At 72.8% G+C, this 15751-nt stretch carries 14 protein-coding genes; 7 read left to right on the forward strand and 7 right to left on the reverse strand.

The features are described 5' to 3' along the window. Nucleotides 1–5: 5 nt before the first annotated feature. Both CLV43_RS32810 and CLV43_RS32815 read right to left on the reverse strand, forming a co-directional pair. A complete protein-coding gene (locus tag CLV43_RS32810) occupies nt 6–1589 on the reverse strand; it encodes a CATRA conflict system CASPASE/TPR repeat-associated protein (protein WP_106192123.1) in 1584 nt (527 codons plus the stop codon). Continuing rightward, nucleotides 1567–1875, reverse strand: coding sequence for a CATRA system-associated protein (locus CLV43_RS32815; protein WP_106192125.1), 309 nt, complete (start codon nt 1873–1875; stop codon nt 1567–1569). Before CLV43_RS32815 ends, CLV43_RS32810 begins: the two co-directional genes overlap by 23 nt. A 134-nt stretch (nt 1876–2009) precedes the next feature. On the opposite strand from CLV43_RS32815, the gene CLV43_RS32820 reads away from it, so the two are divergent. The 3 genes from CLV43_RS32820 (at nt 2010) to CLV43_RS32830 (ending at nt 6170) form a co-directional block, all read left to right on the forward strand. After that, nucleotides 2010–5021, forward strand: coding sequence for a CHAT domain-containing protein (locus tag CLV43_RS32820; protein ID WP_146174985.1), 3012 nt, complete (start codon nt 2010–2012; stop codon nt 5019–5021). 192 nt (nt 5022–5213) lie between these two features. Continuing rightward, nucleotides 5214–5576 carry an STAS domain-containing protein gene (locus tag CLV43_RS32825; protein ID WP_170156118.1) on the forward strand — a complete coding sequence of 121 codons (363 nt, stop codon included), beginning with the start codon at nt 5214–5216 and terminating at the stop codon, nt 5574–5576. Nucleotides 5577–5837: 261 nt separating this feature from the next. Next, entirely contained in the window at nt 5838–6170 is a 333-nt protein-coding gene (locus CLV43_RS32830) for a histone-like nucleoid-structuring protein Lsr2 (RefSeq protein ID WP_106192130.1), read from the forward strand. Nucleotides 6171–6215: 45 nt separating this feature from the next. Here CLV43_RS32830 and CLV43_RS32835 read toward each other — a convergent pair whose 3' ends face one another. Beyond that, complete coding sequence (locus CLV43_RS32835) at nt 6216–6791, reverse strand: TetR/AcrR family transcriptional regulator (RefSeq protein ID WP_170156119.1); 576 nt, start codon at nt 6789–6791, stop codon at nt 6216–6218. Nucleotides 6792–6894: 103 nt separating this feature from the next. On the opposite strand from CLV43_RS32835, the gene CLV43_RS32840 reads away from it, so the two are divergent. Beyond that, nucleotides 6895–7878, forward strand: a complete 984-nt coding sequence (locus CLV43_RS32840; RefSeq protein ID WP_106192132.1) for an amidohydrolase family protein — start codon at nt 6895–6897, stop codon at nt 7876–7878. 65 nt (nt 7879–7943) lie between these two features. After that, a complete protein-coding gene (locus tag CLV43_RS32845) occupies nt 7944–8828 on the forward strand; it encodes a patatin-like phospholipase family protein (protein ID WP_106192133.1) in 885 nt (294 codons plus the stop codon). Here CLV43_RS32845 and CLV43_RS32850 read toward each other — a convergent pair. Further along, nucleotides 8825–9952, reverse strand: coding sequence for a glycosyltransferase (locus tag CLV43_RS32850; protein WP_106192135.1), 1128 nt, complete (start codon nt 9950–9952; stop codon nt 8825–8827). The genes CLV43_RS32845 and CLV43_RS32850 overlap by 4 nt on opposite strands. A 157-nt stretch (nt 9953–10109) precedes the next feature. Then, a complete protein-coding gene (locus CLV43_RS32855) occupies nt 10110–11321 on the reverse strand; it encodes a PP2C family protein-serine/threonine phosphatase (RefSeq protein WP_245887152.1) in 1212 nt (403 codons plus the stop codon). Nucleotides 11322–11519: 198 nt separating this feature from the next. Between CLV43_RS32855 and msrA the strand changes: the two genes are divergently transcribed. Beyond that, the gene (msrA, locus tag CLV43_RS32860) at nt 11520–12017 is read left to right on the forward strand and encodes a peptide-methionine (S)-S-oxide reductase MsrA (RefSeq protein ID WP_106192137.1); all 498 of its coding nucleotides are present in this window, start codon (nt 11520–11522) and stop codon (nt 12015–12017) included. 58 nt (nt 12018–12075) lie between these two features. On the opposite strand, the gene CLV43_RS32865 is transcribed toward msrA, so the two are convergent. Continuing rightward, nucleotides 12076–13209: a hypothetical protein gene (locus CLV43_RS32865; RefSeq protein ID WP_106192138.1), complete on the reverse strand. Its 1134-nt coding sequence runs from the start codon at nt 13207–13209 to the stop codon at nt 12076–12078. 163 nt (nt 13210–13372) lie between these two features. Then, nucleotides 13373–14497: an epoxide hydrolase family protein gene (locus CLV43_RS32870; protein WP_106192140.1), complete on the reverse strand. Its 1125-nt coding sequence runs from the start codon at nt 14495–14497 to the stop codon at nt 13373–13375. A gap of 53 nt (nt 14498–14550) precedes the next feature. Between CLV43_RS32870 and CLV43_RS32875 the strand changes: the two genes are divergently transcribed. Beyond that, nucleotides 14551–15558, forward strand: a complete 1008-nt coding sequence (locus CLV43_RS32875; protein ID WP_106192142.1) for a helix-turn-helix transcriptional regulator — start codon at nt 14551–14553, stop codon at nt 15556–15558. Nucleotides 15559–15751: the final 193 nt, after the last annotated feature.

Raw genomic sequence — 15751 nt, forward strand, 5'->3', positions numbered from 1 at the left:
TCGGGCTACGGCGTCGCGGGTCGGGCCATCCAGAGCCAAGCCCGGTCGCGGAAGGTCTTCACCTCGACGTCGACGGGGACGAACTCGTCCGGGTCCACGCCCGGCACCCCTTCGGCGACCACGTAACCGTGCAGCCGGTCCGACAGCACGATCGCCAGGTCCACGTCCGGGTGGTCGAGCACGGCCCGGCGCAGCGGTGGGCTGTCGAGCAGGCGCCCCAGACTGGTCGCGACCTTTCCTCCGAACCCGAGCGCGGCCAGACCGACCGGTCCGACGTCGACCGCCATGCGCAGCCGCACCCGGTCGCGGTGCACGGTGTTGTCGCGCCCCAGCCGCTCCGCGGCGCCGCGCAGCAGCCTGGGCAACGCGCGCTGGACGTCCACCCGTTCGGGCAGGAACACCATCAGCCCGTCACCGGTGCCCTGGTGGTCGGCCTCGGGCAGCCGCACGTCCAGGTCGTCCAGCACTCCCTCGACCAGCGCGACCATCCGCCGCTGCACCAGTTCCTGGTCGGGTGTGGAGCGGCGGCCGTAGTCCACGACGTCGATCACGAACCCCGTCCGCATCCGCCTGCCGGTGGGATGGCCTGCCGCTTCCGGTCGGGTGCTGAGCCCGCGCACCTCGGCGGCGAGTGCGCGCCCACGGGTCAGCCCGAGCAGCGAGTCGTCCAGCGTCGCCAGGAACCAGTCGGCCAGTCCGACGTCCGCGGGAAGCAGGTCGGGTTCCAGTGCCGCCATGTTCGTCCTGGTGGTCTCCACCGACGTGCGCATCCGCTCCACCCGGTCGCCCGCGACCCGCAGTCCGATCTCGTCGCGGCGCAGCTCGTCGACGGCGGACGCCGGGTCGTCGCGCGACTCGACGACATGGCCGTCGACCTGTTCGCGCAGGCCCGCCAGCCACGGTTCGTCGCGTCGCCACACCCGGACGTGGTGGCGCAGCAAGGACGCGTGCAGCAGGTAGCGGCCCAGCGGTGGCATCTCCGATCCGCCCCTGCTCCACGTCCACGCGGTCAGCTCGTCGTCCTCGCCCTCGGCCGCGATCACCACGAGGTCGCGTGACCGCCCCACGTCGTCCACGGGTTCCCACACCAGGAACCGCCTCCGCCGCTGCCAGCGCACGACGTCGCGCAGGCGTTCGGGCAGCCAGGCGCGCACGTCGTCGGCGGGCTGCTTGGCCTGGTGGACCCGGACAACGCCGAGAGCGGATCCCGCGTCGGCCCCTACTACCTCGTCGCACCAACGATCGAACTCGATCCACCCCGGCGGGGCTGCCGCGCCGAGCCCCGGCGTGCCGGGCACGGCGAAGATCAGCGACAGGGCGAGCACGGCACCGGCGCGGCGCAGGACCACCTGCACGTCCACCGCGCCGTTCTGGGCGGCGGCCAGCGCGCCATCGGGTTCGCCGCGGACGTCGGCTGGTGGAGTCGTCGGCAGGCCGACCCGCGGCACCGGTTCGGTGGCGCCCAGCAGGTCGCGGCACCGGGCCCAGATCGCCTTGACCCCGCCGATCGCCGCGTCCGCGTGCTCACCGCGCGACGGGACGTAGAGGTGGACGACCAGTTCCTGCTCAGCCGGTCCGGGGGTGGTCATCGTCGGGCTTGTCGCGCAGGCTGTCGACGATCTCGGCCTGCTGTTCGCGCACCGCGTCGGTCGGTGGCACCGTGGGCTCCTTGCCCATCCCCGGCCCCATCAGCGGCGAGATCAGCTCCAGCTGGACGGTCGCGGCGGTGACGCCAGCGCTGTCGTTCGCGCGCACCGCGGCCGCCAGCGCGGTCAGCCGCGCCGACACCTCGGGCCAGCGGTCGGACGGCAGCTCCCAGCCCAGCAGGTCGTCGAGGACGTCCAAGGCGTCGTTCCTGGCTTCCCGTTCCAGCACTCGCGCTGCTCCCTCCGTCGCGGCCACCACCGTAAGGGGTTGCCACTGGACGTTCGCGCCACGTCGCACCGGCGGCGGCCCGTTCCACCCGAATGGCAGCTGATGCCGGAACGCCGCGCGCCGATAGGCAGGATGTGATCACTGATGTGGACCTGCTGGAGCACCACGGCGGGAGGTTGCTGTCCGCGGCCCTGGATTCCGCGGAACCGGCGTTCCCCCGTGCCGCGGTGGTGCTCTTGTCCCGGTTGGTGGAGCTGACGGACGACCTCACCGCACGCGCGTCGTTCCTGTCGAACCTCTGCCTGGCGCACGTGGAGTCCCACCGGTGCGGTGGTAATCCGGACGACCTGGCCGCGGCGGTGCGAGCCGGGGAGCTCTCCGTCCGGGTCGTCGACCACCCGGACCGCCCGGTGCTGCTGTCGAACCTCGGTATCGCGTTGCGCGCCCTCCACTCGCGCACCCAGGTGTCGGCGCACCTCGACCGGGCCGTCGAGGTCGTGGACGAGGCGTTCACCGCGTTGCCCGACGGCCACCCCTACCAGGCGCTGTACCTGTCCAACCTCGCCGCGGCGCTCACCGCGAGGTCGCTGCACGCCGATCGCCCGTCCGACGCGGACCTGGCCGTCCTGCACGCGAAGCGCTCGGTCGAGCTGGGATCCGGCGACTCCGGGCTGCCGATGTACCTGCACCGGTTGGCCGACGCGCACTTCGAGCGCCACCGGTCGGGTGGACCGGAGGAGGATCTCGACGCCGCGGTGGCGTGCGGCGAGGAGGCCGCCCGGCAGGCACCCCCTTCGCAGGTCGCGGGCGCGGTGTCCAGCCTGGGTGTCTCCTACCGGCGTCGGTACCAACGCGACCGCGACCTGGTCGACCTGGACCGGGCGGTCGAGTGCGCGGAGGTCGCCGTGGCGCGCACAGGTGCTGGGCAACCAGCCATGGCCACGCGCATGGCCAACCTCGGCGTCACCCGGCAGGAGCGCTACGAGCGGGCGGGGCGGTCCGCGGACCTGGACGCCGCGGTGGAGGCGGGGGAGTGGGCGATCGGCGCCACCACTCCCGGTGACGCGGTACTGCCGCAACGCCTGTCGAGCCTGTGCGCGGCGTACCAGCTGCGCTACGGCCGCGACGGTGGGAAGACCGACCTGGACCGCGCCGTGGACGTCGGAGAGTGGGCGGCGGCCCATGGCGAAGCCGATGCGCTGTCCAATGTCGCGCTCGCCCGGTGGAAGCGCCACGTGCGCGACGAGGACGAGGCCGACCTCGACCGCGCCGTCCAGGCGGGCGAACTGGCGGTGGCCGCCGGTCGGGCCTCGCCTGACCTCGCGGCGATGCGGGTGAACCTCGGACTCGCCTTGGTGCGGCGCTTCGAGGGCAGGGGTGCCGAGGCCGATCTCGCCCGCGCCGTCCGGATTGCCCGGGAAGCCGTCGACGAGTCCCCCGCGCGGCACGGTGACCACCTGACGTACCTGTCCAACCTGGGCAACGTGCTCCTGCGGCGCTGCCTGCACCTGCGGTCGACCGAGGACCTGGACGAAGCCGTGGAGCATTCCCGGCGGGCGGTCGACCTCACCCCCGACGACGACCCGCGTGTCGCGGTGCGGTTGGCGAACCTGGCCAACGTGCTGCTCAAGCAGCACGAACTGACCGGACGGCCGGTGGCGCGGGCAGATCTGCAGGACGTGCTGGCGCGGTGCGGCCGAATCAAGGGCACGTGCCCGCCCACCGACATGGTCCGGCTCGGCCACCGGGCCGGGACGCTCGCCTACGCGGCGGGCTCCGACGAGGTCGCGGTCGGCCTGCTCGACGACGCGGTGGAGCTGCTGTCCTCCACGGTCACCGGCGAGGCGTGGCGGCGGCTCGACCAGGAGTACTGGCTGGGGGAGAACCGCAGGCTGATCGGCGACGCGGTGGCGGCGCACCACGCGGTGGGCGATCCGGAGGGGGCGGTCGAGGTCGCCGAGTCGGGCAGGGGTGTGCTGCTGGGTGCCGCGTTCGACGCGCGCGCCGACCTGGCCAGGCTCGACTCCGAGGCGGCGGGCCGGTTGCGGGAGGTGCGGGAGCGGCTCAACCGCGTGGGGGACAGGGCGGAGCGCGCCCGGTTGTGGGCCGAGCACCAGGACCTGCTGGCCGGAGCCCACGAGGCCGGGGCCTCGCGGCGGCCCCGGTTCGAGGAACTGCGCCGGGCGGTGGCCGGCGGTGCGGCGGTACTGGTGAACGTCGGCCCGCGCGGTGGCCACGCGGTCGTCGTCACGGCCGACGGGCCGCCGCGACCGGTGGACCTGCCGCTGCTGACGCGGGCCGACGTCGACCGGCACGCCGAGGCGTTGCTGGGGGCCACCTACGACGGGGGCGAACTGCGCGGGGTGCGCGGGACGGTGGTGGTCGGCGTCCTGGAGTGGCTGTGGACCGCTGTCGTCGGGCCCGTGCTGGAGCACGTGCCGTCGCAACGGGTCTGGTGGCTGCCGGTGGGGGTGCTCGGGCTGTTCCCGCTGCACGCGGCCCAGGCGCCGGGCCGACCGGGTGCGCTGGATCTGGTGGTCTCGTCCTACACGCCCACGCTGCGGACCCTGGCGCGGGCGCGGGAGCGTCCCGCCGAGCCCGAACGGCGGGTGCTGGGGGTGGCGGTGGGGGCCGGGCTGCCCGGTGGGAAGGAGATGGCCGAGCTGACCGACCACGCGCTGGTCGGGCCGGACGCCGTTCCGGAGCGGGTGCTGGCCGCGCTGCCGCGGTTCACCTGGGTGTACTTCGCCTGCCACGCGGACATCGACCTGCGGGCGCCGTCGTCGGGCGCGCTGCACCTGCACGGGGCGGACCTGCCGGTGTCGGAGGTCAACGCGCTCGACCTGGCGCACGCGGAGCTGGCCTACCTGTCGGCGTGCTCCAGCGGCCACCGGGGTGTGCGGCACGTCGACGAGTCGATCCACCCGGCGTCGGCCTTCCAGCTGGCCGGGTTCCGGCACGTCGTCGCGGGGATGTGGCCGTTGAACCACAGCGTCGCCAAGCGCGCGGCCAAGCGGTTCCACCACCTCGTCGGGGACCGCTCGGACACCGCCGCCGACGTGCTGCGCGACGTGGTGCGAGAGCTGCGGACCCGCTACCCCGACGCCCCCGCGGCATGGGCGTCTCTCGTGCACAGCGGTCCTTGAGATCACTCGGGCAGTGGTCCATTCGGGCGAAGTAGTGGGCGGTGGGTCAAGTTCGCTCGACCGGGTGTCGATTCGACAGGTGCCTTGGCCCATGAGCGTCTGGCCCCGTCCTGGGGTCGGTGTTCCGGTTTCCGTGGAGGTTCTGCGTGTGTCGGAGGGGTCGGACCGAGAACGCTGCGCGGTGACCGCCCGGTGACGTCCGACGTGCCACCGTCGCTGGTGTGGTCCGAGGCGCACGACGGTGTGGCGGTCGTCCGGTTCAGGGGTGATCTGGACTCGTTCGGCGGCAACGACATGCGGAAGTGCTGCCTGTCCCTGCTCGACGACGGCACGCCGTCGGTGGTGCTGGACCTGTCCCAGACCACCTACTTCGACTCGCGGGGTCTGACGGACCTCCTGGTCGTGCACCACCACAGCGGCGGGTCGGCGGGGCAGCGGGTGCGGCTGGTCGTCAACGGGTTGGTGCGTCGACGGCTGGTGGCGACCGGGACCGCGGCGCTGTGGCCGCTGCACGAGACCCTGGGCGATGCCGTGTCCGCGGCCTCGGGGGCGTGAGGCCCGCCGGGCCAAGGCGCGCGCGAAGCCTCTCGTCGAGGTGACTTCGCCGGAGCGGGCGACAGGCGCGTGAGTCCATTGTGGTCTGCGATGACGCCAGGGGGGTGGAGCGCGCTCCACCACGCCACGGGCGCCTGCGGTATGGGGCGGGAGCGGGATTTCTCCTAGTTTTCCCCAAGTCGGCTCCGGATGTCCTGCCGAGGGCAACCTCCAGGGGGTCTCGGACGTAGTGCCGGTAGGCGACGCGGAAATGGAGAATCGATGGCCCATCGGACGGTCACCGAGTTCGTCGACGACCTCGATGGTGGTCCGGCTCAGGAGACGGTGGATTTCGGACTGGACGGTGTCCACTACGCGATCGACCTGTCGGAGGACAACGCGGCGAGGCTCCGCGCCGTGTTCGCGGTGTTCATCCGGCACGGTCGGCGCACCACGAGCGCGCGTCGACGGGCTCCGGCGGCGCGGAGCTCGGTCGACGAGCAGGACCGGAACCAGCAGATCCGGTCCTGGGCGCGTGAAGCCGGGTTCACCCTTCGCGACCGCGGTCGCATCCCGGCCGAGATCACCGCCCTGTTCCGCGCCGAGCGGGGCTGACGCGAGCGCGCCGGAAGTCAGGAGCGCCGACCGGGGGCCGCGATCTCACGACGTCGAGTCGTCCGACCCGGTGGGAGGCCGCGCGGGGTCGAGCCCGGTGGTGATCCAGGGGCGGGCGACGCGGGTGATGTCGGCGTCGGAGGCGGTGGTGAGGGCGTCGAGCTTGAGGAAGTGGCGGGCGATGGTGAGCCCGAGGATGCTGCTGACGGTCAGCGCGGCGCGCAGCTCGGCGTCCTCGCCGCCCATGGCGCGGCTCAGGTTGGCGACCCGCTCGTCGAGGAACGCGGTCATCGCGGCTCCCGCCTCGGGTGCGGTGAGCATGGAGCGCACGAGGGCCCTGGTCTCCGGGGGGAGGGTGCCCAGGCGCACGTCCAGGACGTCGTGCAGGTGGGACTCGACCTCGTCCGGGGTGGACTCCGCCATGGCGATGGCGACGGCGAAGAGGGCGGCCTTCGAGCCGTAGTGCTGCATGACCAGGGACGGGTCCACGTTGGCGCGTTGGGCGATGCGGCGGATGGTCGTCGCCTCCAGGCCCAGTTCCCCGAACTCCGCGCGCGCCGCCTCGAGGATCCGCTGCGCGGTCGCGGCCCGTTTCTCCGCCCTGCTCGTCGGCTTGTCCACATCGCTCACTCTACCGCTGTTGAGCGAGTGGTGTACGTTTGGCTCAACGCATGATGAGCGAATCGTGGCGGGCCGCACGCGGTCCGGAGAAGAGGACGTCGACATGAAGACCATCGCGATCGAGGAGCACTGGAACAGCGTCGCCATCCGCGACGCGCTCGACCGCCTGCCGGACGGGGCGCGCGACGAGAGCGTCGCCTTCAACGCCTTGGGGGACAACCAGGTCCGGCTGGAGGACATCGGGCAGGGCCGGATCGAGGCGATGGACGCCGCGGGGATCGACGTGTCCATCCTGTCGGTGGTCACACCCGCCACCCAGGCGCTCCCGGCACCGGACGCGGTCGCGCTGGCCAGGGACGCCAACGACGAGGCCGCGGAGGCCGTTCGTGCGCACCCGGACCGGTTCCGCGCGTTCGCGACGCTGCCGACCGGCGACCCGCTGGCCGCCGCGGGGGAGCTCGAACGGTGCGCCACCGGGCTGGGGCACGTCGGCGCGATGGTCCACGGGCGAACGGGCACCCGCACCCTGGACGACCCCGCCTACGACGACCTGTTCGCCACCGCGGCCCGCCTGCGTCAGCCCATCTTCATCCACCCGCAGATCCCGTCGGACGCCCTGCGCGACGCCGCGTACCGGGGGCTGGACCCGTTGGTGGACCTCGGGTTGGCGAGCTTCGGCTGGGGTTGGCACATGGACGCCGGCCTGGCCGCCCTGCGGCTGATCCTGCGCGGCACCTTCGACCGCCACCCCGACCTCCAGCTGGTCCTCGGCCACTGGGGCGAGATGCTGCTGTTCTGGATGGACCGGGTCGACAGCCTCTCCTCGGTGGCCAAGCACCTCGAACGCCGGGTCGGCGACTACATCAAGACCAACATCCACATCACCGCCAGCGGCATGCTCCAGGAGCGGTTGCTGCGCCACACCCTCGACTTCACCACCGCCGACCGGGTGCTGTTCTCCACCGACTACCCCTTCCACCGGCCCGACGCGGCCGAGGTCGAGCGGTTCTTCGCCGCCGTCCCCGACCCGTCGGACCGCGCCAAGATCGCCTCCGGCAACGCCGAGGCGTTGTTCCGGCTCACCTGACGTCCCCGGCCGTCGGCCGAACTCGTTCCTGCCGCAGGGCGGCAGATCCCGATCGGAGCAGCACGATGATCGAACTCCCGTCCCCCGACTCGCGCGCGGTCGTCCTCGGCGGAGGCGGCGCGCTCGGCGCAGGCTGGCAGAACGGCCTCCTGGCCGGCCTGGAACGCCGTGGGCTGCGGCTGTCCGACGCCGACGTCGTCATCGGCACCTCCGCGGGCGCGCTCTCGGGCGCGCGCAACCTCCTGGGGCTGGACCCGGCGTCCCTCATGCCCGCGCTGCTGCGCTTCGGCGCCACGATCAAGTCCGATGTGGACGAACGGCGGCTCGGCGAGATGTTCAGGTCGATGCGCGAGGTGGCGGGCGCCGCCGATCCCGAGGTCGGGTGGAAGGTGGTCGGGCGGGCGGTCGACGATGCCGTCACGGCGCCGGAGGACGTCTACGTCGACGTCTTCTCCTTCCTGGCCGGGCAGGTGTGGCCCACGAACTTCGCGTGCACCGGCGTCGACGTGGACACCGGGGAGCTCCGGGTGTGGGACCGGGACTCGGGCGTCGACCTCGGCCGGGCCGTCGCCGCCAGCTGCTCCATCCCCACGCTGTCCCCGGCCGTGACCGTCGACGGCAGGCGCTACCTGGACGGAGGGCTGCGCGGCAGCCTGAACGCCGGTGTGGCCACCGGTGCGAGCCGGGTCATCGCGATCTCCTGCCTGTCCCTCTCGCCCCGGGCCGGGGAGTCGGGTGCGTTGCCGGGCTCCGACCTCGACCGGACCGAGCTGGCCTCGCTCCGCGCGGACCGGAGCCGCGTCGAGACGGTCGAGCCCGACGAGGACTTCTGGCGGCTCGCCTCCGGGCCGATGGGGATGATGGACATCTCCCGCGCGGGGAACGCGATCGAGGCGGGTCTCGCCCAGGCCGACCGGGAGCACGCCCGGCTGGCCTCCGCGTGGGGCTAAGACCGGGACGACACCGCCTGGGAGCCGGTGATCGCGTCCTGGTACACGGCCAGGTGTTCGGGCAGGACCCGCTCCCACGAGTAGCGGGCGCACGCGCGGTCACGGCCCGCGATCGCGTGGATCTGGCGTCGGGTGGCGTCCGCCAGCAGGTCGCGCAGGACGTGCCCGAGGGCCCGCGGGTCATGGGGTGGCACGAGCACCCCGGTGACGCCGTCGACGACGACGTCGGCGAGCGCGCCCACGTCGGCGGCGATCACCGGGACGCCGCACGCCATGGCCTGCACCGCGGCCGAGCCGTAGGGGTCGAACCGCGGCACCCGCAGCACCACGTCGGCGGAGCGGATCAGCCGGGGGAGCCGTGCGCGGGTGACCCGGCCGGTGAAGCGGACGCGGTCGCCGACCCCCGCGCGGTCGGCGAGCTCCACCAGCCGCCGCACCTCGACGTCCTCCATCGGGGCGGGGTGCCGGATCCTCCCGGCGATCACCAGTTCCGCGCCGGGGGCCCAGCGCAGGGCGCTGATCGCGGTGTGGAACCCGCTCGTCGGCACGACGTCGCCCAGCGCCAGCACCCTGGTCCGGTGGCCACGCGGGGCGACCGGGCCGTCCGGGTGGAACAGCGCGGTGTCGATCCCGCGGGGCACGACCGCGCTCTTCGGCTTGCGCACTCCCATGTGCAGCAGCTTCACCTGCTCCCACCGGCTCATCGCGATCACGCGGTCGGCCGAGGCGCAGACGGAGCGGTCGAGCGGCGTCGGGCGGGAGATCCGGGAGCCCGCGCTGTGGTGGAACGTCTGCACCACCGGGACCCGACCCGCCCCCACTGCCAACCCGGACGCCCGGCCGTGCGGATGCGCCACGTCCGGCGGCCGCTCGTCCCACTCGCGCTCCAGGAACGACGCGAACCCGTCGACGGCCTCATCACCCGTGTCGGACCCTGCTGATACCCGGACGATCTCGTATCCGTGGGGTGTCCGCCTGCGCTCCCGCGGACCGGGGGAGTCCCGCCGGGTGTAGAGGACGACGTCGTGGTCGTCCCGGCTGAGCACCGAGCACAGCTCGGCCACGTAAGCCCTGTCCTCGTCGGCGTCCAGATCCCAGGACGCGGCGACCATCGCGATCCGCATGTGCTGACCCCGCAACCGGGTCGGTTGGTGTCCGCGGGGTCAGGGCGGCGCCGTTACGGCTGGCGGGATCGAGCTTATCCCGCTCCTGCGGGACGTCGCATGACGAGCGGTTCGGCAGAAGGGCAAACCCCAAGCGGTGGGTGGTGGCGTGGAGATCCTAGGCGGGTGAGGCGGTGTCCGGGTCGGCGCCGTTGTCGGCCCGGCGTTCGGTGCGGTCCGCTCCGCGCCAGTCCAGGCAGAGCACGGTGGCGTCGTCCTTGAGGTGGTCCTGGTAGGCGCGCCTCACGGCCCTGGTCGCGGTCCGCACCACCTCCCTGGGGTGCAGCGCCGCGGTGTCGCGGAGCAGCGCGGGCAGGTCGACCGCCTCCGCCTCGCGTTCGACCATGCCGTCGGTGAGCAGCAGCAGCCGGTCGCCGGGACGCAGGTCCAGCCGTTGCACCCGGTAGGAGCGCGGGGTGACGCCGAACAGCAGGTCGATCTCCAGCTCCAGCGGTCGCACCACGCCGTCGCGCAGCAGCAGCGGGGCGGGGTGACCGGCGTTGACGAGGTCGATCGCGCCGTCGAGCAGGTCCACCCGCGCGAGCAGTCCGGTCGCCAGCGACCCCCGCCCGTGGTCCAGCAGCGCCTGGTTGGCCTGCCGCGCCAGCTCCGCCAGGTCGTCGCCCGCCCGGCGGGCCCTGCGCAGCGCGCCGACGAGCAGGGTCGCGGTCAGCGCCGAGCCCACGTCGTGGCCGACGGCGTCGGTCATCGACAGGTGCAGGGCGCGGCGGTCCACGGCGTAGTCGTAGGTGTCGCCGCCGATGTCGTGCGCGGGCACCAGCGCGCCCGCGACGGTGAACTGGGCGGCCTCGCAGCAGGACGCCGTGGGCAGCAGCTGGTGCTGGATCTCGGCGGCCAGGCTCATCGTCGTGGTGCGCCTGCCGGAGTGGTAGAGGTCGGTGAAGCGGCGGTCGGTCACGATGACGTAGGCCAGCGCGTGCGCGGCCTCGCCCAGCTGGGCCAGCACCTCCTCGTCGAGCGAGGGCACCGTCACCTCCAGCACCCCGACGCAGTCGCCGCGGTTGGTCACCGGCAGCACCACCCGCACCTCGTCGCCGTCCTGCCCCCGCCACGGCCGCTGGGTGCGCAGCACCTCCTCGTAGACGCTGTCCCGCAGGCCGACGCTCTCCGCGCGACCCGTGCCGGGCTCACCGGCGGCCGAGGCCAGTCGCACCAGCTGCTCGTCGCCGACGTCGATCAGCAGGAACGACACGTCGGAGGCGTCGAACCGCTCCGCCAGGTCGCGCGCGACGACGTCGATCGACCCCACCGGCGGCGCGCCCTCCGCCGCCGCCAGCACATCACCCGGTCGCAACACATCACCGTTCACGGCAGCCTCCGAGTAGTCGGGGGCAGCCAACCACATCATCACGCGTCGTGAACGACCACGCGGTCACCCGGTGGACGAGCGGGACGCCTCGCGGCCTGGTTGGGTGGCCGCCGTAATGGGTACGTCACAACCCGGCGGGGATGAACGGCCCGTGTCCGTACGTTGTGCTGGGTGAACACCGAGCAGAGGAGTATCACCGTGACGGAGAAGGCTGTTCTGGCGGGCGGCTGCTTCTGGGGCATGCAGGACCTGTTCCGCCGCCACCCCGGCGTCGTGTCCACCCGCGTGGGCTACACCGGCGATCCCAGCACGCCCAACGCCACGTACCGCCGCCACGGCAACCACGCCGAGGCCATCGAGATCGTGTTCGACCCGGAGCGGTTGGGCTACCGGCAGATCCTGGAGTTCTTCTTCCAGATCCACGACCCGTCGACCCGCAACCGCCAGGGCAACGACATCGGGGCCGGCTACCGTTCGGCGATCTTCTACGAGACCGACGAGCAGAAGCAGGTGGCCGAGGCGACGATCGCCGACGTCGACGCCTCCGGCAAGTGGCCGGGCAAGGTCGTCACCGAGGTGGCGCAGGCGAGCGCGTTCTGGGAGGCCGAGCCGGAGCACCAGGACTACCTGGAGCGCTACCCGAACGGCTACACGTGCCACTACGTGCGACCGGAGTGGCAGCTCGGCGAGCGCTGACCGGTAGTCGCGCCAGGCGCGTGAACGGGGGCCGTCCACCGGACGGCCCCCGTCGGCGCTAGGGGCGGGATCGGACGGACAGGTACACGGCGCGGACGGCGAGGGTGCGTTCGACCTGTTCGACCACGGGGGCGAAGAACTGCTTGCGGTGCTCGGCGTCGCTCATCGAGACGACCGCGAAGTACATGCTGCCGAACGCCGCGAACAGGGTGGCGTTGCGCAGCAGGGCCACCGGCACGGTCGGCAGCCACTTCGCGTACGCCACCGGCCCGTCGATCCACTGCTCGGCGGTCTCGGGCAGCACGACGATCAGGCCGAGGACCACGAAGAACCCGAACAGCGCGAGGCCGACCACCGCGGCCTGCACGAGCTGGCGGATCGCGAGCATCACGAGCAGGTTGCGCAGCTGGCGGCCGCTCAGCTTCCGCGCCTGCAGCGGTTCGGTCGGCGACACCTCGGCCAGCGGGGTGCCCCGGCACGCGTCCGACAGCACCGACGGGGTCAGGTCGTGTTCGACCCGGCCGATCTCGTCGCGCAGCCGGGCGGCCGCGGCGAGCACCGTGATCGCCACGAACAGCGCGACGATCAGGCTGAGCCGACGCCACTCGAGCCGGTTCATGGCCTGCCACAGCTCGCCGGTGAAGAAGAGGAACAGCGTCACGAACAGCAGCGGCGGCAACGCCCGCCCCAGCAGGTTCACGCTGTTGCGCAGGTCCGCCAGCGTGTGCCGGATGGCGGCCTTCAGCAGCGACGCGAGACCGTAGGTGACGGCGAGCCCGGTCGCGGCGAACACACCGGCGAAGAAGACGGCCAGCTGCACCGGGTCGCTGTCCGGGGTGTCCTCGATGGCCCGTTGCAGGACCGGCACCACCACCGGGACCAGGGCGTAGCCGACCAGGACGGCGATCGTGCGGTCGCGGGTGAACACGGGCAGCCGCCGCACGAACAGCGATAGCACCGTGGACACCACGACCATGCTCACCAGCACCACCGCGAGCAGCACCCACCGCCCGTACCCGGCGGCGCCGAGCGGCACCAGCCACACCAGGCTCGCGATGGCGACGAAGGCCAACGCGGGCAGCATGCGGGGCAGCACGTGCGAGAAGAACCCGTAGCCCTCGATCATCGTCGGTGCGCCCTGCCGGACGAACCAGCGCTCGGTCCGCAGCACCAGGAGCCGTGAAGCCGTCATGCGCGCGATCATCCCCCATGGCCGGACCCGCCGGGCCTCGCGCGTCGGACGGCCGGTCCACCGCGAACCCGGTCCACTGTGGAGTCAGACCGCGGGAAGCCGGACCGCGGGAAGCCGGGCGCCCCGGAACACCTCCGGAGCGCCCGGCACGAGCGGGGCCGAGTCAGGAGCGGAAGAAGGTCCGCAGGTCCTCGACGAGCACGTCCGGGCGTTCCAGCGCCGCGAAGTGCCCGCCGTCGGGGAACTCCGACCAGTGCGCGATGTCGGAGTTGTCCCGCGCGGCGAACGCGCGGATCGACTTGAAGTCGTCCGCGAAGACGGCGACGCCGGTCCGCGACCGGTTCACCTCCGGTTCGCGGGCGGCCTTGGCCTCCTCGAAGTGGTAGCGCCCGGCGGTCGCCTGGGTGTTGGTGAACCAGTACAGGGAGACCTGGGTCAGGATCTGGTCGGTGGTGACCAGGCTCGTGCCGTCGCCGAAGTTGTTGAACAGCTCGCTGTAGGCCAGCTGCCCGACCGGTGAGTCTGCGATGCCTACCGCAACGGTCTGCGGGCGCGTCGCGTTCATCTGGTTGTAGCCGCCGACGGACTGGAACCACCGCATGTGCTCGAGCGCGGCGTAGTCCTTCGGCTCCAGCCGCTCGAACTCCGCGGGGTCCCCGGTCGGGAACGAGAACAGCTGGAGCACGTGCAGACCGAGGAAGCCCTTCGGCCGCATCAGTCCGAGCTCGCGGGAGACCAGGGCGCCCGCGTCGCTGCCGTGCGAGCCGTAGGAGTCGTACCCGAGGCGCCGCATCAGCTTGTCGAACGTCTCCGCGACCCGCCGGATCGTCCAGCCGCGGCCGACCAGCGGCGTGCTGAAGCCGAAACCGGGGATCGACGGCACGACTACCGAGAACGCGTCCGCCGCGTCGCCGCCGTGGGCGACGGGGTCGGTGAGCGGGCCGATCATGTCGAGGAACTCGGCGAACGAACCGGGGTAGGTGTGCACGAGCAGCAGCGGGGTCGCGTCCGCCTCCTTCGACGGCACGTGGACGAAGTGCACGGTCTGCCCGTCGATCTCGGTCACGTACTGCGGGAGCTCGTTCATCCGGGCCTCCTGCGCGCGCCAGTCGAACGCGGTCCGCCAGTGCTCGACGGTGTCGCCCAGGTAGCTGTTCGGGGTGCCGTACTCCCAGTCGTCGGTGGGCGCGGGCCGCGGCAGCCGGGTGCGGGCAAGGCGCTCCTGGAGGTCGTCCAGCTCGACCTGGGGGACGTCGACGCGGAAGGGGCGGATCTCGGTGTTCGTCATGGCACTCACGCTAGAGGCCATATAGGAACGTTTGGTTCCTATATGATGGCGGGGTGCTCGACACCTCGTCACGACTGCTCGCCCTGCTGGCCCTGATGCAGTCGCGGCCGGAGTGGCCGGGCTCGGAGCTCGCCGCGCGGCTGGACGTCACCGGGCGGACGATCCGCAACGACGTCGACCGCCTGCGCGGGCTCGGGTACCCGGTCGAGGCCGTGCGCGGAACCGCCGGGTACTACCGGCTGGGCGCCGGGGCGAAGCTGCCGCCGCTGCTGCTCGACGACGAGGAGGCGGTGGCCGTCGCGATCGGGCTGCGGGCCGGACGCGGGGTCGCGGGCATCGAGGACAGCGCGGCGCGGGCGTTGACGAAGCTCCAGCAGGTGCTGCCGCACCGGTTGCGGCGGCAGGTGAGCGCGGTGCACCAGGCGATGGCGGAGGGCCCGGCGAACACCGGCAGCAACGTCGAGGACCCGGTGGTGGACGCGGCCGTGCTGGCGGCGATCGCGGCGGCGATCCGCGACCGCGAGCTCGTCCGGTTCGACTACACCGCCCCGGTCCGCGCGGACGACGCGCCTCGGCGCAACGACGCCTCGGCGCCGTTCGGGGACTGGCCGGTGCTGGTGGAGCCGTACCGGCTGGTGAGCTGGGAACGGCACTGGTACCTCGTCGCACGGGGTCCGGAGACGGGCGCCTGGCACACCTACCGCGTCGACTGGGTCTCGTTGCGGATGGCGACCGGCCGCCGCTTCACCCCGGACCCGTTGCCCGGCGGGGACTACCCCGGCTTCGTCCTGCGCGACGTGGCCACCGCGGGCTGGAAGGTGCACGCGCGGATCACCGTGCTCGCGCCCGCGGCGGACGTGCTGGCGCGGATCAACCCGACCGTCGGCGTGGTGGAGGCCGTCGACGAGTCGACGTCGGTGCTGCTGACCGGGGCGGACAGCCTGGAGCTCGTCGCCGTCTACATCGGGATGCTCGGCCTCGACTTCCGCGTCGCCGAACCGCCGGGCCTGGTCGAGCACCTCCGCGTCCTGGGCGAGCGCTACACCCGTGCGGTGACCTGACGGGCGTCGCCGGACCGGATCCCGCCGTCCTACCCCGCTCGTACGTCCACGGGTGCACCGGCGGCGGGTGCCGCGTCGGCGTACCACCACGGGCCGACCGGAGATCGGTCCTGTGGGCCGATGTCCCGCGGAGCGCGGTCGCCGATCCTTGGTCCTGACAAGGGAAAGGACCGTGGCGGTCGGTCGTGGCGAG

The organism is Umezawaea tangerina, from assembly GCF_003002815.1.
In the GTDB taxonomy this organism is placed as follows: Bacteria; Actinomycetota; Actinomycetes; order Mycobacteriales; family Pseudonocardiaceae; genus Umezawaea; species Umezawaea tangerina.